21 protein-coding genes are annotated in these 21788 nt (G+C 48.2%); 13 read left to right on the plus strand and 8 right to left on the minus strand.

From position 1 onward, the window contains the following. Positions 1 to 5: 5 nt before the first annotated feature. The 7 genes from DXC51_RS00690 (at position 6) to DXC51_RS00720 (ending at position 5650) form a co-directional block, all read left to right on the plus strand. A complete protein-coding gene (locus tag DXC51_RS00690; protein ID WP_117543306.1) occupies positions 6 to 455 on the plus strand; it encodes a DUF2975 domain-containing protein in 450 nt (149 codons plus the stop codon). 10 nt (positions 456 to 465) lie between these two features. Beyond that, positions 466 to 708: a helix-turn-helix domain-containing protein gene (locus tag DXC51_RS00695; protein ID WP_025488048.1), complete on the plus strand. Its 243-nt coding sequence runs from the start codon at positions 466 to 468 to the stop codon at positions 706 to 708. Positions 709 to 724: 16 nt separating this feature from the next. Then, the gene (locus tag DXC51_RS00700) at positions 725 to 2356 is read left to right on the plus strand and encodes a DUF4153 domain-containing protein (protein WP_117543308.1); all 1632 of its coding nucleotides are present in this window, start codon (positions 725 to 727) and stop codon (positions 2354 to 2356) included. Between the two features lie 161 nt (positions 2357 to 2517). Further along, positions 2518 to 3156, plus strand: a complete 639-nt coding sequence (locus DXC51_RS00705) for a hypothetical protein (protein ID WP_146045254.1) — start codon at positions 2518 to 2520, stop codon at positions 3154 to 3156. Positions 3157 to 3402: 246 nt separating this feature from the next. Continuing rightward, on the plus strand, positions 3403 to 3969 hold the full coding sequence (locus DXC51_RS00710; protein ID WP_102287260.1) for an HD domain-containing protein: 567 nt from the start codon (positions 3403 to 3405) through the stop codon (positions 3967 to 3969). A gap of 216 nt (positions 3970 to 4185) precedes the next feature. Beyond that, positions 4186 to 4698: an RNA polymerase sigma factor gene (locus tag DXC51_RS00715; RefSeq protein ID WP_025488051.1), complete on the plus strand. Its 513-nt coding sequence runs from the start codon at positions 4186 to 4188 to the stop codon at positions 4696 to 4698. Next, positions 4685 to 5650 carry a DUF3298 and DUF4163 domain-containing protein gene (locus DXC51_RS00720; protein WP_021635124.1) on the plus strand — a complete coding sequence of 322 codons (966 nt, stop codon included), beginning with the start codon at positions 4685 to 4687 and terminating at the stop codon, positions 5648 to 5650. The genes DXC51_RS00715 and DXC51_RS00720 overlap by 14 nt, the downstream gene beginning before the upstream one ends. A 71-nt stretch (positions 5651 to 5721) precedes the next feature. Here DXC51_RS00720 and DXC51_RS29390 read toward each other — a convergent pair whose 3' ends face one another. From DXC51_RS29390 to DXC51_RS00740, 4 genes are all read right to left on the minus strand, one after another. Beyond that, complete coding sequence (locus DXC51_RS29390; protein ID WP_181969996.1) at positions 5722 to 6876, minus strand: permease prefix domain 1-containing protein; 1155 nt, start codon at positions 6874 to 6876, stop codon at positions 5722 to 5724. 13 nt (positions 6877 to 6889) lie between these two features. Continuing rightward, positions 6890 to 7213 carry a PadR family transcriptional regulator gene (locus tag DXC51_RS00730; protein WP_021635126.1) on the minus strand — a complete coding sequence of 108 codons (324 nt, stop codon included), beginning with the start codon at positions 7211 to 7213 and terminating at the stop codon, positions 6890 to 6892. Between the two features lie 231 nt (positions 7214 to 7444). Further along, positions 7445 to 8431 (minus strand): CPBP family intramembrane glutamic endopeptidase, encoded by a 987-nt coding sequence (locus tag DXC51_RS00735; protein WP_117543588.1) that lies wholly within the window; start codon positions 8429 to 8431, stop codon positions 7445 to 7447. 227 nt (positions 8432 to 8658) lie between these two features. Further along, positions 8659 to 11331 (minus strand): MerR family transcriptional regulator, encoded by a 2673-nt coding sequence (locus DXC51_RS00740; RefSeq protein ID WP_117543310.1) that lies wholly within the window; start codon positions 11329 to 11331, stop codon positions 8659 to 8661. Positions 11332 to 11647: 316 nt separating this feature from the next. On the opposite strand from DXC51_RS00740, the gene DXC51_RS29395 reads away from it, so the two are divergent. Further along, positions 11648 to 11818 (plus strand): P-loop NTPase family protein, encoded by a 171-nt coding sequence (locus DXC51_RS29395; RefSeq protein ID WP_181969997.1) that lies wholly within the window; start codon positions 11648 to 11650, stop codon positions 11816 to 11818. After that, positions 11815 to 12741 carry a phosphotransferase enzyme family protein gene (locus DXC51_RS00745; protein WP_243003091.1) on the plus strand — a complete coding sequence of 309 codons (927 nt, stop codon included), beginning with the start codon at positions 11815 to 11817 and terminating at the stop codon, positions 12739 to 12741. The genes DXC51_RS29395 and DXC51_RS00745 overlap by 4 nt, the downstream gene beginning before the upstream one ends. 70 nt (positions 12742 to 12811) lie before the next feature. On the opposite strand, the gene ilvD is transcribed toward DXC51_RS00745, so the two are convergent. Next, positions 12812 to 14533 (minus strand): dihydroxy-acid dehydratase, encoded by a 1722-nt coding sequence (ilvD, locus tag DXC51_RS00750; RefSeq protein WP_117543312.1) that lies wholly within the window; start codon positions 14531 to 14533, stop codon positions 12812 to 12814. A gap of 487 nt (positions 14534 to 15020) precedes the next feature. After that, on the minus strand, positions 15021 to 15770 hold the full coding sequence (locus tag DXC51_RS00760; RefSeq protein WP_102288525.1) for a FadR/GntR family transcriptional regulator: 750 nt from the start codon (positions 15768 to 15770) through the stop codon (positions 15021 to 15023). 209 nt (positions 15771 to 15979) lie between these two features. Between DXC51_RS00760 and nth the strand changes: the two genes are divergently transcribed. The 3 genes from nth to DXC51_RS00775 all read left to right on the plus strand — a co-directional run bounded on the left by nth (position 15980) and on the right by DXC51_RS00775 (position 18541). Beyond that, positions 15980 to 16606, plus strand: coding sequence for an endonuclease III (nth, locus tag DXC51_RS00765; protein WP_117543316.1), 627 nt, complete (start codon positions 15980 to 15982; stop codon positions 16604 to 16606). A gap of 154 nt (positions 16607 to 16760) precedes the next feature. Further along, positions 16761 to 17147 (plus strand): BlaI/MecI/CopY family transcriptional regulator, encoded by a 387-nt coding sequence (locus DXC51_RS00770; RefSeq protein WP_117543318.1) that lies wholly within the window; start codon positions 16761 to 16763, stop codon positions 17145 to 17147. Next, positions 17147 to 18541 carry a M56 family metallopeptidase gene (locus DXC51_RS00775; RefSeq protein ID WP_117543320.1) on the plus strand — a complete coding sequence of 465 codons (1395 nt, stop codon included), beginning with the start codon at positions 17147 to 17149 and terminating at the stop codon, positions 18539 to 18541. The genes DXC51_RS00770 and DXC51_RS00775 overlap by 1 nt, the downstream gene beginning before the upstream one ends. A gap of 175 nt (positions 18542 to 18716) precedes the next feature. Here DXC51_RS00775 and DXC51_RS00780 read toward each other — a convergent pair whose 3' ends face one another. After that, positions 18717 to 19958: a RelA/SpoT domain-containing protein gene (locus DXC51_RS00780; RefSeq protein ID WP_021635140.1), complete on the minus strand. Its 1242-nt coding sequence runs from the start codon at positions 19956 to 19958 to the stop codon at positions 18717 to 18719. 29 nt (positions 19959 to 19987) lie between these two features. Next, positions 19988 to 20662 (minus strand): hypothetical protein, encoded by a 675-nt coding sequence (locus DXC51_RS00785; RefSeq protein ID WP_117543322.1) that lies wholly within the window; start codon positions 20660 to 20662, stop codon positions 19988 to 19990. Positions 20663 to 20871: 209 nt separating this feature from the next. Here DXC51_RS00785 and DXC51_RS00790 point away from each other — a divergent pair, with 209 nt between their 5' ends. Then, the gene (locus tag DXC51_RS00790; protein ID WP_117543324.1) at positions 20872 to 21747 is read left to right on the plus strand and encodes a VanZ family protein; all 876 of its coding nucleotides are present in this window, start codon (positions 20872 to 20874) and stop codon (positions 21745 to 21747) included. The last annotated feature ends 41 nt before the right edge of the window (positions 21748 to 21788 follow it).

Consider the following 21788-nt stretch of genomic DNA (forward strand, 5'->3'; position numbering starts at 1 on the left):
AAGGGATGAAGGGAAATACACTCACACGTTTTACAAAGGGGCTTTTGGATTTTATGTTTTTTGCAGGGATTGTGGTAACGGTGACGCTGCCGGTTTCCGTGAAGATTTACGGGTATTTCAATTCCTATTTTGAACAGTTTTATATTCATCTGGTGATATTATTTGCGATTTCCGGCGTGCTGGCGGAGCTGATATTGTATGAACTGCGGAATATGTTCCGTACGGTGCTTGCCAACGACTGTTTTGTGGAGGCAAATGTGAAAAGCCTGAACAGGATGGGGACCTACAGCTTCCTGATCGCCCTTGTCACCGCAGGAAGGCTGCTGTTGTATCTGACGCCGGCGGTGATGATCGTTATCCTCGTATTTGTGATTGCGGGGCTGTTCAGCAAAGTGCTGAGCCAGGTTTTTGACCGGGCGGTGGCCTATAAGCTGGAAAATGACCTGACAATTTAGGAGGTGGAAGATGGCGATAATTATTAATCTGGATGTTATGATGGCCAAACGGAAAAAGGGCCTGACGGAGCTGGCGGGAGAGGTGGATATCACTCTTGCCAACCTGTCAATTTTGAAAAATAACAAGGCAAAAGCGGTACGTCTGTCCACTCTCAATTCCATCTGCAAGGCGCTGGACTGTCAGCCCGGTGATATTCTGCAGTATGTGGAGGATGAGGAAGAGGATGGGGCAATTGAGCTGAAAAGTCTTTGAAAGGAGCCGGAGCAGAATGGATTATGGAAGAATGGACATGGTAAACGGAAACTATATGGAAGAAAACAACCGGAGGATGGCGGAAGAGGAGCAGCGCCGGAAAGCGGAGGAGGAACGCCGGAGGGCGGAGGAGCTCAGGATGGAAGAACAGCGGCTGGAGGAAGAGCGGCGCACGGCTGTTATGCGCGGGAATTTTCCTTTTTTCGGATGGGCCAGCGCGGTGTATGCCCTGTTTTACACATTCTGTCTGTATAAAAATGCATCGGGGATCACCTACCCTTTTTTCGTCGCAGGAACCCTTATCTATTTTGGCTTATGTACCAGAAGGTCAGGGGTTCCATTGAAAAAAGACAGTACCTTCACCGTTGTGAGCATGCTCCTGCTGGGCGTATCCGTTTTCCTCACAGACAATCTGAGCATACAGCTCATTACAAAAACAGGACTTTTTCTTCTCACCATCAGCCTGATGCTTCATCAGTATTTAGATGACAGCAAATGGAATTTTTCCAAATTTCTGCTTGCCATAGGCCAGTGTCTGCTGGAAACGGTGGCCTGTCTGGGGCGGCCCTTCAGCGACGGTGCCGCATGGCGGGTAAAGGCTGTCCAGGAGGGAAAAAAGGATGGAAAGGGCCGGTATGTGGCTTTGGGAATACTGGTGGCAGTGCCTCTGACGCTGTTAATCCTGGCGCTTCTTGTAAGCGCGGACGCAGTGTTCAGGGATCTGTTTGTCCGGGTTTTCCGTCACATTAATATCCTGAGTATTCTGTGCATCCTGTGTATGCTGGCCTTCGGCTTCCTTGGTTCCTATTGTTTTATTGCCATGCTGAACAGCAGGGTTATTAAGGAGGAGTGTAAGGAAAACCGGAATCAGGAGCCGGTGCTGGCGATTACCTTTACCTCGGTGCTGGCGGCTTTGTATCTGGTGTTCAGCATGATTCAGATTGTATATCTCTTTATGGGGCAGATGAAGCTGCCTGAAGGATATACGTATTCATCCTACGCAAGGCAGGGCTTTTTCCAGCTGCTGGCGGTATGTCTGATCAATCTGGCCATTGTGCTGGTATGTCTGGGCTTTTTCAGGGAGAGCAGGGTGCTGAAGGCCATTCTCACCGTAATTTCCCTTTGTACCTATATTATGGTGGCTTCCAGTGCATATCGTATGATTCTGTATATCAGGATTTGCCAGCTTACCTTTCTGAGGATTATTGTGCTGTGGGCGCTGGCGGTGACGGCTTTTGTGCTGGCGGGGATTATCGTTACTATTTTCCGCCCGGATTTCCGGCTGTTTCGGTACTGTATGATGGTGGTGACGGTTTTCTATCTGGTGCTTGCCTTTGCAAAGCCGGATTACTGGATTGCCGGATATAACATCCAATATGTGAATTTGGAAGGGAACGCGGCGGAGCAGGCGGAGAACAGTTACAGGGATTTCAATTATCTGAGCCATCTTTCCGCAGACGCTGCACCGGTGCTGGCGAAGCCGGAGAATTATGCTTACCTGACGGAAAATTCCATGGCCATGCAGAGTTATTTCAGTAGGATGCAGGACAAAGCGGATAGAATGGGAATCAGGAGCTTTAATTTGTCAAGATATCTGGCAGGCAGGGCGGTCCGGAGCGTAAGTGATGCGGCGGCTCAGAAACCTTAACTGTTATGAAAGGGAGTTTGTTGATAAGCGTGATAGTGGTGAACCGTTACGAATATTTAAAATATTCTTAATAAATAATTACTCCATTGACACCTGTCGACCAAAAGGGTAATATTATGTAGGACACAAAATATTCACAATTTGGGAGGCATAGTATAGTTATGCGAATGAAGAAAATGGCCGCAGCAGTAGTGGCAATGGTGACCGCACTGGCGCTTACCGCATGTGCAGGCGGGTTTGATGCCAGCAAGTACGTACAGGGCGTACTGAATAATATCTATCTCGGAGATTCCGCAGCTTATATGGAGATGGTAGATATTACAGCTGAAGAAGCAAAGGAAGAATATGAACAGGGTGTGGAAGTCGAAGCAGATTTCTTCCTCCAGTATTATGGACTGGACACCGTTTCTGATGAGGTATATCAGGAAATCGTTGATATGTATCATCAGATTTACAGCAAGTCCAAATTTGAAGTGAAGGAAGCTGTAAAGAACGGCGATGATTTCAACGTAGAAGTGGTAATCAGCCCTATTGATGTTATTGTTAACAGCGAAGACGCTATCAGCGCGGCAGTGGATGAATTCATTGCCAATGCGAATGCGGATGATTATGCGGATGAGCAGGCGGTTAACGATGCGCTGGCAAAGCTGGTGGTAGACACAATCAACGGCAATATGGCCAATCTGGGATATCAGACAGAAAAGTCCATCATTGTAAAGGTGGAGAAGGACGCGCAGGGATATTACGGAATCAGCGATGATGCTATCAGCGCGCTTGATCAGGATATGATCGCATACTAATTCAGATTCTGAGGTATGTTTTCAGTACCCTCACAGTTACATTTTTAAGTACATAAGCATTATAATGGTAACCGTACTCTTTGGAAGGGTACGGTTACTTTTAGATTTGAGGAACAGCCGTGTGTCCGGTGCCAATGCACTGGCAGTCCGGTCTGCCGTTTGTAAGGCGCTTTTGTGACGGACAGGAATTTACTCCGGCGCCTTTCAGGAAAGAAAAGGCCGGGTATAAAAAGAAAGGAAGAGAGTATGGAAGCTAAGGAATTAATTGATTTTCTGGGGAAAGCGGAAAAACTGAAGTCAGTGCCAAGGCACTGCGTAACGTCGGACGGAGTTGTGGAAAATGTGGCTGCCCACAGCTGGCGGCTGGCGCTTATGGCCTTCCTGCTGAAGGATGAACTGGGGGAGATCAACATTGACCGGGTTATCCGGATGTGCCTTGTGCATGATCTGGGCGAGGCCGTAACAGGGGATATTCCTACCTTTGAAAAAACGGGGGAGCATGAGGAAATAGAAAAGCTGGCGGTGGACGGACTGCTCCGGGAGCTGCCGGATCCTTTGTATCAGGAGCTGCATGCAATGTTTGAAGAAATGGAAGCGCTGCAGACAAAGGAGGCCAGGGTCTATAAGGCGTTAGACAAGCTGGAAGCAGTAATCCAGCATAATCAAAGTGATATCAGTACGTGGCTGCCGCTGGAATATGAGCTGCAGAAAACATATGCGGCCGAAAGCGTCAAAGGCTTTCCCATACTGGAAAAGCTCCAAGAGGAATCCGTGAAGGAGACAGAACAAAAAATTATTGCCTTCAAAAAATAATTTATTTTTCAAACTTTTATCCAAACCTGTACATCTATAGTATGAAAGGAAACGTTGGACAACGGACCATTCGGAAAAGCGGCCGATAACAGCCTGGCTTTTCCATACTGAAAGGGTAATCCGCTCAGGATGAATACCCGCATACAGGAGGAAAATCCCCTGTTCGCCAGGGAAACTCGCATTTTGCTCCGTAAAACAAGTAGGAGGAGGATTAAAATGAGGCAGGATATTTATGACCTGACAGTGGCTTATATCCTGGAAAACCAGGAAAAGTTTTATCGGCTGGCCTATAGTTATGTACAGGACAGGGACAGCGCTTTGGATGTGGTTCAGAATTCCATATGCCAGGCGCTGGAGAAATGCTGGGGACTCAGAAACCCGGCTGCAATGAAGACGTGGTTTTACCGTATTGTAGTAAATGAAGCGCTGCAGTATCTGCGCAGGCATAAAAAAGAAATCAGTACGGAACCATCGGAGATGAGAGAAGAGCCATACCAGGAAGAGGGCTTTTTGAAAGCTGACGCAGGATCAGGAGAAGTCTACGAACAGATACAGAAGCTTCCGCCGGAAATGAAAACGGTAGTCGTACTTCGTTTCTACGAGGAGCTGAGCCTTCAGGAAATTTCCGAGGTAACGAAAACGAATCTGAGCACTGTAAAATCACGGTTGTATGCAGCTCTTAAAAAACTGGAAAAAAGTTTGGAGGAGATAAATTATGAGAAAGCCTGAAGATGGAAAAAAAGTTTATGATAATATAGAAATCCCGGCAGAATTGAACGATGTGGTGAACAATGCTATCCATTCCATGGATAAGGAGAAATCGTTAAAAAAGCATCGCTCGCGCAATACCGTAAGGATCTTCAGGTATTGCGGTACAGCCGCGGCAGCGCTGCTCGTCTGCATGACAATCGGTCTCAACACAAGTGAAGTGTTTGCAAGGGAAATGAGTGAGCTTCCTGTTATCGGTTCCCTGGCAAAGGTTCTGACCATCCGTTCCTACCACGAGAAGGATGAAGGACATGATATTACGGTAAAGGTTCCGGAAATCCAACTGGAAGGCCAGCCTGAAAGCCAGGTGGAAGAGGGGCAGGCAGGGAGCACGGAAGAGCAGAAGGAAACCTTTGTAGGGGATATCAATGCCGAAATCCAGTCCATAGTGGATAATTATGTGGCGGAAGCAAAGCAGAAGTTCGCGGAATATAAGGATGCATTTTTTGCTACCGGAGGAACTGAGGAGGAATGGGGCAACCGTGATATTGCCGTCAATGTGGATTACGAGGTGAAGTATCAGGAGGGAAATATCCTTTCCATGGTGCTGACCACGGATGAGGTATGGGTAGCGGCCTATGGGGTGCGTTATTATTACAACCTGGATCTGGCTTCGAACCGTGAGCTCACCCTTCGGGATCTTCTGGGTGATAATTATGTGGAAATCGCCAATGAAAGCATCCTGCGCCAGATGGAGGAACGGTCGGCGGCGGATGAAAACGTGGTTTACTGGGGAATCGGCAAGCAGCTGGAGGATGATGTGCCGGCAATTGACGGATTTAAAACGGTAGATGAGAATACAAATTTTTATATCAATGCCGATGGCAACCCGGTAGTCTGCTTTGAAAAATATGAGGTATCGCCCGGATTCATGGGAGTCCAGGAATTTGTTATAGAAAAACCGGCGGCATAAAAGGAGCCGGTAAATAGGCGGCATAAAATCAATCCGGAAATGCCGTTGCAGTAAAAGGAAGGAAGCGCAGGCTACGCTTCCTTCTTTTTTTCTTTCTTTTTCTTTTCCGGTTCCAGATCCTTCAGGACGGAGCTGAGGACATTCCTGACAACAGAGGCCAGAATCCAGATGAGCCAGCTGGTTGACCAGGAGCCGATAAAGAAGCTCCATACAAAGTAAAAGCAGGTGACAAGGGGCCAGTAGACGGAAAGGATCAGGGATATCGTCTTTGCTGTGCTATTTGAGGAATGGGTGAAGTGTTCTTCCTTTTTTTCCGCCTTCCGTTTCTTTTCCTGCAGCAGAATTTTATAAATTTCTTCTTCGCCGCTGGAGGTTACAAAGAGATATACGGCGATGGCAATAAAGAGAAGCATGAAGAAAACCCCGATGGTCCCTCCGTTTTCCTCGCCCAGGAAGGTGGATTCACCAATCTGGGAAATGATAATCAGGATAAAGGGAGAAAGCACGCACAGCACAATGCCTATTGTTGTAATCACAGCATATTGGGGCTGGAAATCAGCCTGCATACTCATGATAAACGACTGGAGGGAAGGGCTTACTATCAGGTTGGAATGCTTCAGGAACTTGTACTGCTCCAGTCTGCTGCTTCCGTAAATAATCAGGCTCAGCCCGACGGCCAGGCCCAGAAACAGGGGAAACAGGGTCAGCAGCCCGTGAAGGCTGGAAAAATCACGAATAAATCCGGCGGCGGTGGGACTGTCAGGTGAAAATATGCCGCCGAGAAGTATCATAAAAGCAGGGCCGATAATGCAGAGGGCTATGCCGATGCCCATCATGCGGTGGTATTTTCTTGTATCGGAGATTACCTGCTCCACCTGATCCCTGGACAGGTAAATATCCCCGCTGTCATAGTCCGCAAAGCCTTCCGCCTGACAGCTGCCGGAGGCGTCTCCAGAATTCCCTGTTTCCCGGAAACCGCCGTTTCCGTTGCCGGCGCCGTTCTCTGCGGCTGTGGAAAGCAGGCCCAGCTCATCAATAAGCTCATCAATATTCCCAAATTCGGAAATAACGATTCCTATGGCTTCATTTTCCGATTTGCCTTCCATCTTTAATTCTTCGTATTTATCTTCCATTGTCCGGAGCATATCGTTCTCCAGTTTGATTATTTCAGGAGTACGGGGTAATCTGCTAAACATATTTTCCAGATAAATTCTAATCGTTTCCATAGGGTTCCTTTCTTTACAGACGTATGAACTGTTCAACAACTTCCTTGGTTACTTTCCACTCTTCGCACTTTTCCGCATAATAACGCCGGCCGGTTTCCGTAATGCGGTAGTAGGTACGGCGCTTTCCGTTTGTCTCATCCCCGGAAAAGGATTCAATATAACCGTTTTTCTCAAGCCTTGTGAAGGCGGAGTACAGCGTCGTCTCTTTAATAATGTATTTTCCATCGGACTGCTCTCTGATATGCTTTGAAATCTCATAGCCGTAAGAGGGGCCGTCCAGCAGAAAGAAAAGAATGAAGGTATCATTGTAGCCGCGGATGACATCACTGCTTATCAACTCATCAGCTCCTTTTAACTCCCGAAGGCGGCGGAAACAATCTGCCAGGCCAGGGGAACTTTTTATTCTACTTCATCTGTCGTACTATGTCTGTCGTAGTAATTACAGTATAGCAGGTAATCTGTGGATGTCAATGCTATTTTGTAATAAAAAAACCGGAAGACTGCAAAAGCGGCAGCTTCCGGGGGAATGTTTCAGTATGCGGTTATGCTTCGGCGGCTTATATCGGAGTTAATTGCCCCGCCGTTTGCGCCGTCCTGGTTTTGATGCCTTTCCGGCAGGGGGAATTGAAGATTTTGAGCGCTGCCCTGCGTTGGAAGGGCTGGGATCCGTGCGCCGCACTGCATTGGAGGGCATGGATTTCATGCTGCGCTGCCTGCGGCCGGCCGGCTGTTTTTTGTGTTTTGCAAGCAGTATGACAAGAAGGAGGGAAAGCACATTGGACAGCGCAAGCCGGAATATCTGAAGCTCATCTGTCCCTGTAGCTGTGACTACATGCAGGAAGCTGCCGATAACATTATTAAAAAAATGTTGGAAGATACCTGTCCAGAGAGTACCGGTGAGCGTGACGCACAGGCCCCATGCAAAGCCCGAGATACCAGCGGTGAGGAGATAGCCGGCGCCGAAAAGCAGCGCAGAGGGAATTGTCAGGCTGCCCTGCCTGTACCATACAACAACCGTAATCAGATGCCAGATGCTAAAAAGCAGCGCCTGGAGCAGGTTGGCATATTTTGCGGAAAGGGCGCGGCGGCCCAGCTTGTAGAAAAGCCCTCTGAAAAGGCCTTCCTCTGCCAATACATTTATGATATTTCCGGCAATGCAGATAAGGATCGCTGAGACGGTAAGTTTGGTGGCTGTCCGGTTGGTCAGGGAAAAACTGGTGAGGTAAAAACCAGGCCTGGGAGATTTGCCAAGGATAAGAAGTAGGATGAATTCCACCAGGTATGAGGCCGTGAAGGTAATAATACCGATGGAAAAACCCAGAATCATACCTTTGGTAATACCGCTGCGGCGCAGGCCGATGCTTCTCCAGGTGAGTTTCCGGTCTTCCAGACACAGATAAATCATGAGGAGGGCAAAAAGCTTGCAGAATATATTTTCCGCCAGGAAGGTTTCGTCCGTTTTCAGGACGAGAAATTCGAAATCCATGGCGGCAGAGCACAAAATAAAAACAAACAGAATATAAAGCAGCGTATTTTTTTGCTTTTTTGTAAGCATTAAGGCTCCTGTTCCGACACTTCCGGCAGGTTTTATCTGATGATAAACGCCTGCGAGCATATCTTCTGTAATAAGCGTCACTTTACTGCACATTTTCACTCCTTCCATGAGGAAAAGGAGGAACGCAGCAGTTTCCTTTGGAGAAAAGTGGCTCAAGGGCCGCTTTTCTCTTATTGTAAAGGGCAGTGGGGGAAAAATCAAGAGAAGATGCTGGCAGGCGTCGGTTGTTACGGACGTTCAGGCAGATTGGCGTGCAGAATTTCAAGTACCTTATCCATACATGCGGCGGCCTCCCTTATTTTTGCGGCAATTTTGCCGCGCCTGGTTTTGTCCTGAAGGTTGGGGAGAGTGACATTAAAGCCTCCGCCCAGGGCTTCCAAATCATTTCCGTTGTCGTTATTCCAGATTTCCGCCGTGCGCCTGTACTGTCTGCCGATATCCTCGAGGAAGGCAAAATCAGGATTCAGTTCCCGCGCTCTGTCGAGAAAGGTAAAAACACAGCTGCCATTAGTCGCCATGTTGCAGATATTGCTGATATGGGAATCCCAGCCGTCCTCAAAGCTTTCAAGGCTTATAGCGTCGAATTTTCCGCTTTCTATGCTCTCAGCCCAGGCGCGGAAGGCTTCCGGGCCAAAACAGAACCCGTCCGTTTTTACGGTGAGCAGCCGGGGCATATCGATAATAATATTCCTGTAGACCTGCGCCAAATCCACTGTGCGCTTCTTTTCACCGATAAACAGCCAGCCCTGGCCGGCATAGGTCGCTGTCTGTTGTTCATCGATTGCCTGTTGTGCGGGAATCCGTTCAGGCTCCGTTTTATCACCCGACAAATAAAGCAGGGTTCTGCCGTATTCCTCATAACCTGCATAAATACCCCAGGGAGCGTCCCCGCCAAAACGGGTGACGGCAATGACGGGCACGCCTTTGTCAATATAGGCCATAAGCGTCTGCAGATACATTTCCCTGTTGGAACAAAGCTGTTCCAGGCTTACAAAGGTGGAGGCATAGCCGCACTTTTCAAAAATTCCCTGAAAATAGCTGCCGCCCATGCTGTTGAACATACAGGAGGATACGGCCTCTCCCATATATTTTTCATAAGAATATACCTGTGCAAGAATATCGCCGGTCAGACCTGCGAAAAACCAGTAGCCAAAGTCAGGCTCCGCGGTATATTCGCCAAGCGATTCCATAACGTACCGGGCGCAGCCGCTGAACCAGTAATTTTCTCCGAATTCGCTGGTGATAAGCCGGTGGATATTGGGTATGATATTATTGCTTTGTCTGGTAACCATGGTTAATGCCCCTTTCTGTATCCTGATTTTTGGAAGCTGTGCCAGCTGCGAAATGCGTATGGCGCGGTAATATTTTTTAATGGAGCTGTCGGAGCCGAGAATAATCGGCCGGGGTTGTTCCTGATACATATTAACGGACATATACGGGAAATTCCTGCCGCAGTAGCGGATTTCTTCGTTGATAATGACCGCAAAATGATTCTGGCCCACAATCCAGGTCAGGTGATTATACACCTCAGGCAGGATTGCGCCCCGTCCGGGAAAGCTGTAATAGTCGCCAAATACCGGCTGGTGGAAGCAAATGGCCTTCCGGGAAAGCCTTTCGTCGGTATGGTTGTACATATTGATACCGAACAGAAAATTCAGATCGTCGCCATGGTGGAAACGGATGCTTTCTTCTTTTTTGCCATGGCCCCATCCCCCGCTTTCTTCACCAATACGGAAATCAATATCGACGCGGAAAGGAAGCCGGACTTCCACATTGGTGGACAGCACCCGGGTGCTGATCCAGGAAATATACTCCGCTTCCCCCTGTTCAGTGACGCGGTAATGCGGATGGTTGATGGGTATCAGCTGATCCATGGGGACATCCTTCGACCAAAGCACGGGATTGGCCCGTTCGATTTCCTCAGGCGTAATGGAATCTGGCGGTATTTCCTCCGGGGCTTTGAAAAGTTTGGGATCCGGCAGGCGCTTTTTCACCGGTACCAGCAGGGAGACAAGCTCGCGGCGGCTGTCCGGCGATATCAGATCCTCCAGCAGGGGTTCCTGCCGCAGGCGGCCGCCATGGGTATAGTCTATTTCGTAATAGGGATTGTTATCAAAGGCTGACAGGAGGCTGCAAAAGCCGGCGTTCATATCCTCATCCAGATACAGATCGGCCGCCGCAAACAGGCCGCCTTCCCAATAGTAATCCAGATAGGGGCTGCTGTTTTGGAAGTCCTTTGCAAGCTTTAGAAGAATGATATCACCGGCCTCCGTCCGGGTATCAAAGCGTTCATGTGCGCCCGGCCTGCCTGAGGGGATTCCATGCATCTGCACCCAGCGGGAGAAGCCTTCAACATCGGAGATCTGGCTGTTTTCCTTAAGGCAGGAGGAAAGAATCCGCATGGGGGGCAGCTGCACAAGGGAAGGCTGCACAGGCTTTGTCAGACGGTCCGATATTGAGGCAAGCTCTTTATAGCTTCCGGTCCTGTTATTTTCCAGGGAATCCAGCTGTTTTTCCATACTTTCATATAAAAGCGGCAACGCTGAAATTTTAGTGATTCCGTTCCGCGTCATTGTCGCAAGGAAATCGTTAACGATGCGGCGTAGGTCGGTTAAGGCGTTTACCTCCTCGTCTATGGCGCGGATGCGGCTGACAAAGGTCTCCACAACGACGCTCATATCCTCGCTTTCGTAGATACGGAGGATATCTTTGACGGGAATCTGCATTTTGCGCAGCACAAGGATCTGCCTGAGACGCTCGATGTTTGCGGCATCATAGTACCTGTACTTCCCCGAATCCGGCCGGACGCTGCGGATCAGTCCCGCCTGCTCATAGTAACGCAGGCTGCGGGATGTGATGCCAAGCATACCGGTCAGCTCGGTTATTTTCACCAGCTCCATAAATTCTGCTCCTCTCGTTTTGTATATGTCCAGAATAGCACTTGACCTTGCGTCAATGTCAAGATGAAATACAGGGCCGCTTGCAAGGTTTTCCGGCGGTCTTCAAATGATAGCTGTTAAAATCCGGTTAACACTTGCCTCGTCACCGGAGACTGTCAGGAAAATGACTGGAATACCAAGGGCTTTCTTCCAGCAGCCCGCATTTGCGGGTATACATTGTGCAATCCGCAAAAGATGTAATAAAAATATATCATGATCGTAGGGAAGGGGAAAGAAAAGCATTCTGTGATATAATGGAAAACGGGAGTAGAGGGTTATGGACAAAAAATTTCTGGTTATCGGATGCTGCGGGGCCGGGAAGAGTACTCTGGCAAAGAAGATGCAGGAACGGACGGGTTTGCCGCTGATTCATCTGAATCATGAATATTACCGGCCGGGGTGGGTGAAACCAGAATTAAAAGAGTTTAAGGAACAGAGGGAAAAATGATGGAGAAGGAAAAGATTCTGGAAATATTGAATGAGCACTATCCCGTGTGTTTTGACAGTCTGGAGTTTGTACGGGACAGCGGCAGTATGGCTTATGCTGTATTTTCCGGCAGGGATAAGTATTTCCTGCGGATTACGAAACCAGCGTTTTTTGATACGGTGCATAAATCACTGGAGATTCATGTATTTCTGATGAAACAGGGATTTTCCGTGCCGCCGGTTATTTTTACCCGGGATGGCTCACCTTGTGTCCATACGAGTGAAGAAGACGGAGAGCATCTTTATATTCTGTATGAGTTCATAGAAGGCAAAGAAGTGGATCCGGAACAGGATGCGGAGGCAATTGGTGCTTTGCTGGGGAAATTTCACAGCGCGATGAAGGCGTATCCCGGCACGCTTGTGAAGCGGGATAAATACTTTTATATTGGCAGGTACATAGATATTCTGCGGGAAAAGAAGTATCCCAGGGCTGAAGAGTTCGCTGCATACGGCGAGGCTTTATGGGAAAAGATCAGGGGTCTGCCGACGGGGTACTGTCATGGGGATATGTACCGGGGGAATATCCATAAGGCGGGCGACGGGAGACTTTACATATTGGATTTTGATACCTCCTGTGAAGGTTTTCCCATGTATGATCCGGTATTAATCTGTAATATGACCGATTATTTTGAGTTTCAGGAGAACGGCTATGAGAAATCCCGTGAGGTGTTTGCCCGCTTCCTGCCTGCGTATTTAAAATATAGTGACATTATGCCGGAGGAGGAGGCAGCATTTTATGATCTGATCGCACTTTACCATTTTGCCCTGCAGGCCACGATTGTTGAGGTATTCGGCATGGACTGTGTGGATGATGAATTTTTCGACTGCCAGTTGGAGTGGCTATATAAATGGCGGGAGCAATGTGGGAAATATGGATGGAACTGATATAAAAGGGAACCTGCGGCGGAAAGGCCGGGGTTCCCTTTTGACAGCCCGTAAATTTAAGCGGAGAGGTTTACTCCATGTAGCCGCCCTTCATAGGTGAAACCGCATGTTCGGAGTAAATTTTCAGCACTCCTTTTTTATATTTCGGCTCCCTGGGCTTCAGGTTAGCTCTTCGTTCTTCCAGAATCTTATCTATTTCCTCTGGAGGAAGCTCCCGGCCCTTGACGCCGATGATCTCCAGCATACGGGCCGGAATGTCAATACGGATCAGGTCATCCTCTTCCACAAGGGCGATCGGTCCGCCGTCAGCAGCTTCCGGAGAAACATGGCCGATAGCAGGGCCTTTGGAGGCACCTGAAAATCTGCCGTCTGTAATCAGTGCAATGGATCTGCCAAGCTCCGGATCGGAAGAAATAGCTTCCGTAGTATAGAACATTTCCGGCATCCCCGATCCCTTCGGGCCTTCGTAACGGATAAAGACCGCATCTCCGGGGCGGATTTTCCGGGATAAAACAGCGGCGATGGCATCCTCCTCACAGTCAAAGGGGCGGGCTTTAAGAACTGCCTGAAACATTTCGGCAGGTACGGCGGAGTGTTTTACAACAGAGCCCTCCGGGGCGAGGTTGCCGCGGAGAATGGCAACGGTTCCGTCCGAACCGATGGGATTATCAAAGGGGCGTATGACGTCCGTACGCTTCAGCCCCCATTTTTCCAGGGATACGCTGCATTTTTCATAGAAACCGTTCTGCTTCAGCTCCTCCAGGTTTTCTCCCAGAGTTTTTCCTGTGACCGTCATGACATCCAGATGGAGCATGGATTTGATTTCCTCCATGACGGCAGGGACGCCGCCTGCGTAATAGAAAAATTGTGCGGGCCATTTGCCTGCGGGGCGGATATCCAGGAGATAGTGGGCGCCGCGGTGCATCCGGTCAAAGGTGTCCGCATCGATTTCCAGGCCGAGCTCATGGGCCATTGCCGGGATGTGCAGCAGGGAATTGGTGGAGCCGGAAATAGCCGCGTGAACCATGATCGCGTTTTCAAAGGCTTCCATTGTTACGATATCACTTACCTTCAGCCCTGCTTTAACCAGTTCCATTACCTGTCTGCCTGCTTTATAGGCCATCTCCTTCAGCTCCGGGCAGGTGGCGGGCATCAGTGCTGAACCGGGAAGCATCAATCCCAGCGCTTCCGCCATAATCTGCATGGTGGAAGCGGTTCCCATAAATGAGCATGCGCCGCAGGAGGGGCATGCATTCTGTTTATAATAGGTAAGCTTTTCTTCGGTAATTTCGCCGCGCTGGCACATTGCGGAATAAGCGCCGATTTGTTCCAGAGTCAGCAGGTCGGGTCCGGCTTCCATGACGCCCCCCGTAATGACGATGGAGGGCATATTAAGCCTTGCCAGCCCCATCAGACAGGCCGGAACGGATTTATCACAGCTGGCGATGAATACACCGCCGTCAAAACCAGTGGAATTGCCGTGTATTTCAATCATATTGGCAATCATATCCCGATGGGCGAGGGAATAGTTAATTCCGTCATGCCCCTGGGCGATTCCGTCACAGATATCCGTCGTAAAATAACGCGCGCCCCTGCCGCCCGAATCCCGGATCCCTTTCATGGCTTCTTCCACGAAAAGATTCAGGTGCGCGCTTCCCGGATGGCTGTCCCCGAAGGTGCTTTCCACAAGAATCTGCGGCTTATCAAGATCCTCAACCGTCCAACCCATGCCGATTTTCAGTGGATCGTTTTCCGGGGCCAGTGCCCTGACCCGCTGACTATTCAATTCCATTTGTCAATCCCTCCTTGTTTTGCGGAGCAAAATGCGAGCCCTCTGGCGAGCAGAGGGATTTTCCTCCATGTTTTGCGGAGCAAAATGCGAGCCCTCTGGCGAGCAGAGGGATTTTCCTCCATGTTTTGCGGAGCAAAATGCGAGCCCTCTGGCGAGCAGAGGGATTTTCCTCCATGTTTTGCGGAGCAAAATGCGAGCCCTCTGGCGAGCAGAGGGATTTTCCTCCATGTTTTGCGGAGCAAAATGCGAGCCCCCTGGCGAGCAGAGGGATTTTCCTCCATGTTTTGCGGAGCAAAATATAAATCATCAGATGTTTCGTTGCTTTTATCCTAGCATTCCCTAATTCTCTTAGCAAGTTGTCAGATGTGTATTCTACTTTTTGCTGGAATTATTATTATTTATTTGGACAGGTTCCATAAAAATTCGTTTAATTGCCTGCTCGTTTGCTGGTTTTCCAGATTTTTGTGATGATGACAGGAAAAAATCATCAGATGTCTTTTGCTTTATCCCTATGGTTTGGGTGAGTAAGGGCAGGAGCTTCCTGTTCTTTTATCAATTGCTTTATCATATCCCGGTTATAGATCATATGCATCAGCATCGCTGTTTTGGCGCCGATGGAATCATGTTCTGCAATGGCATCCGTAATGGCGCGGTGGGTCTGGATGGTTTCTTTGGTTAGCCGGCGGTGGGTTACATTGACAAACATCAGGACGGCAGTATCAATGATGGGAATGAGCTGCTTTACCACGATATTGCCGGAACATTCTGCAATGCAGGTATGAAAAGCAATATCCTCGTCAATGTAGCTTTCTTCCCTGGCAATTCGTTTTTCGATGAGGCGGCACAGGCTGTCCAGCTTTTCTACGTCTGCGGGACGGGCTTTAAGGGCGGCCATTTCTGCAATTCCCGGTTCCAGTATAATCCGTACATCAGCCAAATCCAGGGCGAGTGCCATTTTATCCTCTGCTTTTCTCAGTCCCAGCGGATCCAGGTCCGCGGGAGTGGTTGAAACTACATAGGTTCCCGAACCTCTTCTCACTTCCAGAATACCACGGGAAGCAAGCAGCTTCACCGCCTCCCGGACAGTGCTTCGTCCCACACCGAATTTCCGGCCCAGTTCAAATTCATTGGGAAGGCGCGCACCGACAGGCAGAGGGGTGTTTAGTATAAACTGATAGATTTGTTCCTGGACCTGCTCCGCAAGCAGGGCATGTTTCAGGTTGGAAAAACCGTCCATATTTTTTCTCCATAAGAAGGGAAGCGGGCAGATGCCGCCGCCAGCTATCCGCTGTGCGGCAAAACCTCCAAGTTGCGTCCTGCCGGCATTCCCGTTATAATAAATTGTATAGCAGCCATTTTGCAGCAACGGGAGCTTCGGGAGATTCTGAAGCCCATTATTTCATGATAACACAGATGAAGAAAACAGTCAGCAGGGGGAAAACACCGATGACAAAAAAAGAGAAGCTACAGCATATATTGGAGACTCTGGATAAGATTTATGGTACTACAAAAGACGGGTTTTATCATAATCAGGACTGGCAGCTGCTGACAGCGATAATGCTCAGCGCCCAGAGCACGGACAAACAGGTGGATGAGGCCCTTCCCGGCCTGTTTGGAAGATTCCGGACGGCGGAGGAAGTGGCACAGGCCCCGGTGGAAGAGATAGAGGAATATATCCGGTCAGTGGGGCTTTATAAAAATAAAGCGAAAAACATGAAAAAATGTTGTGAACAGCTTGTAAAAGATTATGGCGGGAAAGTCCCGGATAAGCTGGAAGAAGTGCTGAAGCTGGCCGGTGTGGGAAGAAAGACGGCCACTCTTTTTCTGGCGGACGCTTATGGGATTCCCGGGGTTACGGTGGATACCCATGTATTTCGGATTTCCCACAGGCTGGGCTGGGCAAAAGGGAAAAACCCCGAGCAGACGGAACAGGAATTGATGAAGGTTCTGCCTAAGGATCACTGGAACCGGATTAATTTTCAGCTGATTTATCTGGGACGGGAGATCTGTACAGCGCGTAAAGCCAAATGTACACAATGTCCGCTTCAGGAATGGTGCGAGAAAAATTTGTGATAAAATATTGTTAAAGGCATTGTTAAAAAACGAAGCTAAGTCCGAAAGGATTTCCACGTTGCCAATTGTCTACAAATGTAGAAAACTATTGACTTTGACAGGTAAGTAATATAGTATATAGATAAGACAATTGTCGATAATGGAGGTGACGCGTATGACTGCAATAAAAAAGCTACCGGACGCGGAGTTTGAGATTATGAATATTGTATGGCAGTTAACGCCTCCGGTCACATCAGGCATGTTGATGGAGCAGTTAAACAGAGAAAACAGGAAAGTATGGAAAGCGCAGACCGTCCATACGCTGTTGGGCCGTCTTGTAGAGCGGGGATTTTTAAAAACGGAGAAACTGGGAAAAGAACGTTTTTTTGAACCGTTGGTAGGAAGGGATGAATATCTTCAATATGAAACACAGAGCTTTGTAAAACAATATTATGGCGGTTCGCGGCTGAATCTGATTAATACGCTGTATCAGGGTGAGGGATTAAGCGGTGATGAAATAGACGAACTGGTAAAGTGGGTTAATGATCAGAGGAAAAAGTGATGATTGAATTTATGAACCAGTTATTTCATACTTCCTGTATAATGGCGGTCATTGCAGCCGTGTACATACTGGCCGGGGCTTTAGCGAATGGAAAATATTTCGCAGGGGATTTTTACTGTGCCGGGAAAATGATACTGACTGGTTTTATAATTCCGTTCAGACCGCGAATTAAGATATTTTTTCCCATGGGTTCTACAAGTATTTTATGTTCTGAAGGAACAGGTTCCCTGCAGAATGTTTTTGCAGCTCTTGCGGAAAAGACCGGGGGAGACGGAACTGTTTTTATTCCAGCGCCTGCTGCGGCCGTATCACCGGTAATGATTGTTTTCTTTATATGGTTATTTGGTTTTTTCGTCGTATTGTTTTACCATGTAATGAAGTACGTGAGTTTCAAAAGGATGGTGGAACGGTGGAGCGGGGATATAGCAGATGCCCGGATATTAGAGGCATTTCGGGAAATAAAGAATCAGCTTGGGATTACCTCATATCTTCAGATAAGAAAGTGCGCCTGTATATCAAGTCCTATGCTTATTCAGCTGTTAAAGCCTGCTATTTTGCTTACGGATGCCCAAATGGCCAGGGAAGATTTACTGCTTGTACTGCGGCATGAGATGATTCATTTGAAGCGTAAAGACCTTTGGTACAGATGGGCGCTGCTTCTGGCAGTCGCCATCAATTGGTTTAATCCGGCTGTTTATGCGTTTTCCAGGGCTTTCACCTGCTTTTGCGAACTATCCTGTGATGAGTTGGTTACAGAGAATATGCCGGAAGCCGGGAGGTATCGGTATTCGATGATTATTATACATCTGGCCGGCTGCAAGGCAAAATCAAATACCTTATTCTCATCATTTTCCTGCGGAGGTAAAAAATATATGAAAAATCGACTGTTTTCTATAATGAGTACGGGGAAGAAAAGATTGGGAACAGCTGTATTCGCTATATGTTTCCTGTCCATATTTTGCGCCGGAATGGTATTTGCAGCGCCGGGAAATGAACGTGGGACAGTAGATATTCCTGCAGAACGGACGGTAAATGCATATGGTATTAAGACAAATGAAGATATAGACAGGGAAATGACGGAAGCATTTTCTGAAGTTTTTGGTAATGAATTTGATAAAAACAATTTCCCGGGTATGATTATAACTTATGATGAAAGCGGAGTCCCAATCGTAACAGATCCTGATGATCCACAGAAAAGTGCCGTTTACGCAGGCGGAAAATATGAAATAAACGGATTTTATTCTTCCTCAGACTGTTCGGATTCAAGTCTGGTATTTTATGTTTTGAAGGGGCGGCCGGTTGAGGTACTTGACAGTTCATCCTCAACAACAGCTGCAAAGGTAAAATATGCGGGTTCCGGCGGCTATATGAAAAAGGACGAACTAAAATTCTGAAAGGAAGCGTTTGTAACATTCCTGAATTACTTTCTTATGGTCAGCGTCGTAGATGCGCTGATCTGCTGAATAATTATTATAAATTCATATATTCTTATAGGAAAAAGACGTTGGCTGATAAACGGCCAACGTCTTTTTCCTGCAATTTTTCAGGGTAATATAAATAAACAACCCCTTATGTATTCCCGGAAGCCGCCAGCTGGGACAGGATTTCCCGCACATCGTCACCCATTTTTATAAGGGCGGCCATATCGGGAATTTCAATTCCATGGACGAGGACATTCCGGGCGTTCCGCAACGCAACCACCCGGTCCAGGTTTTCCTTGGAAAGTACCTTCATCCGTTTCAGGCTGTTCACATTAAAGGTGCCTCTTGCCTTGGGATTGCTTTTCAGGGTCAGCCTGCCGAGAATGGTTTCCAGGCTAATCCAGGGCTTCATAAAGTATTCCATAGCCTGGTACTGCTCTTTGCTCAGCTTTTCTCCGGGGGCGCGAAGCTCCCTGTAAAGATGATAGCGTTTTTCATTGCCGCAGATGATCTGGTCGGAGAGCTGTTCTGAGATGGTCCGCTTGTCGTTGACAAGCTTTGTGGACTTCAGAATCGGTTCAAGCTCTTTGGCATTGGCTATTTTCAGCCGTCCCATCAGACGCAGGAGCAGTTCTACATTTCCCATGCGCGGTTCGATATCCATCCGCTTATATCGGGTGCTCAGATAATTGTAAAGATAAGCCGCCAGATCATATTGGTTGTTAAAGGATGTATTTTTACTTTGGATCCGCTCGTTTCCTGCGGCCTGCAGCCGTTCCAGAGCTATCTCGCCGCTGAGGACAAGACCGTTCAGTTCGTCAAGGATGGCTAGCTCTTCATCGGAAAGGGTGCCCTGAAGCGGCTTGTAAACCAAATCATGCTCCACCTCCGACCAGGCATGCATCAGAACGGACGCCACCTGGATTTCCAGGCGCACAGGGGCATATTTTATCCGGCTTTTATCCAGGGAATCTTCCTTCATGGAAGCCCGGTAATGGGTGGCCCAGTAGCCGGAAAAACGTTTGTTGTAGGAAGGCTGTTTGGACTGCACCGGGAATTTCTTGGTTTCAGCCACCGTAAACAGGTTGTTGATGACCCGATCCGCTTTTGCACGGTCGCCGGGGAAATAGAGGGACACGCGTACGCCGGAAAGGTCGGCGATATCCGCATAGATTTCGCTCATGTTTTTATAGGGAGTTTCCCGTTTTTCATTCCGCTGCGTCACCTTGATTTTGAGCCGGCTGGGGCTCTTGGCGCGCGAGGTTACCATGGCGCGGATACCGGAGGAGCGCAGGGCATCCTCCAGCATTTCGGCGGCAATGCGTCCTGCTGTTTCGTAAAAGTTTATTTTCTTCTTGTAATTTTCTATAAATTGATTTATCAGATCCATATTGATTGCCTCTTAATTGTGTCTTACGGTCACAGCCAATCCTCATTGGGCAGGGACTGGCCGCCATCGGAATATATGATCGTATTTGTTTTATATTCAAAAATCAAATCGTCATAGTCAGTGGAATATAAAAACCTTGTTTCATTCAAATCCTCATAAATATCCAGATAAATGCCTTCCTCCACAGAGGTCTCATCCGGGCCGACGCTGATGTCGGTGAGATCGCAGGGAAGGGTAAGGAATTCTTGCCCGGCACTGTTGCTCATATGGACAGAACCCTGGATTTCAACGATAGTTCTGTCTGCGCTGTTGTTGGTAACTTCAAAAATAAAGTAGCAGCGGGGAAGGGTCACATCCGGGGCAGCGCCTTTTTCCACGTTGATTTTATCCGTTATAGTAACCTCTACGGGCTTCTTGCTTTTGGCCGCCTGCTTTTCCTTTTCTTCCCGGATGCTGCGGAACTGTTCCAGCACATTCTGAAGGATGGAATCCGGCTTTTTGCTTTCTTCCAGGCGGGAACTTATAACGGTCGGATTTTCAGTAATCCCCACATTTACGGCGCCGTGCCTGCCCGGCCCTCCGCCGGACTGCAGCAACAAAATAAGCAGAACTATATTTACAGTCGCCAGGATGCCGATGGCAACAGCGCATATTATTATTATTTTCCTTTTGGATTTAGAGTCCTTTTTTTCAGTAATCATCATAACTATCCCCCCATATCAATTTGTTTTTATTATAATGGAGTACGGGCAAATATACAATCAAAAACGAACAGCAGCCTGAGCGGTGCCTATACAGAAATAAATAGCCTGATCTTCAGAGAATCTTAATGGGAAGTGAAGAAAGTTTTATAATTAACAGGTTATGATGGAAGCAGATAAAAGAAAACTGTCTGAAAGGGGAGGATGAGGGAATGTTATTTATCCTGAATTTGGCAATAGGGGCCGGCAGCGGACTGGCGCTTTCCATTCCTTTTCTGGGATGGCTGGAGGGCACGGTGCATAAAAGGATGCGCAACACGGTGCAAAAGGGTATGGCACAGTGTAGTACGGCTCAGGGGAAAGGAAAGTGTGAAATAAGCGGATGGCATACGGCGGGTGTCTTTCTGTTTGCATTTTTGCTGGCTGGTATTCTGACGCTGACAGGGGTGCCGGCGTTTCAGGAATTTCATTTTGACGCTAATATCAATATGATTCCTATGGTGGAATTTTTCAGTAATTCCAGACAATATTTTGAAAACATGCTGCTGTTTATGCCCCTGGGCTTTCTTGTCCCCCTGCTTTGGCGGCGGGAACAGATGGTGGAAAAGACGGTGAGCATCGGCTTCCTCTTTTCTCTGTTTATTGAGGCTGCGCAGTTATTCTCGTTCCGGGCTACAGATATTGATGATCTGCTTATGAATACTATGGGCACATGGCTGGGATATCTGCTGTTTCTGGCAATAAACCGTATTTTCCCCAGGACGTGCGGCAGGTTCGGCGTGGGAGAAAAGCCGGAGCCCGGAAGTCTGTGGGCAGTGGAGGAGGCAGGCGGTCAGGAGGCGAAAGCGGAAGGAAATGTGCAAGGAAATGCGGAGGATGCCTGTATGAAGGCACAGACTGTGAATGAGGAATGCTGCGGCAGTAAAAGCTGTGGGAATAAAGGCTGCGGAAATAAAAGCTCCGGCGCGGAAAGTCCCGTCTGCCGATACGAGATGGAGCTTTCCTTTGCCATTGTCATTCTTATTATGATGACCCTGCAGCCGTTGCTTGGCAGTGTTCTCTGGAACCTTTGGTATGGACTCCGGTAAATCAAGTAGGATATCCGGAGGGGAACCTCCGCCGGAATAAC

The organism is Eisenbergiella massiliensis (genome assembly GCF_003435485.1).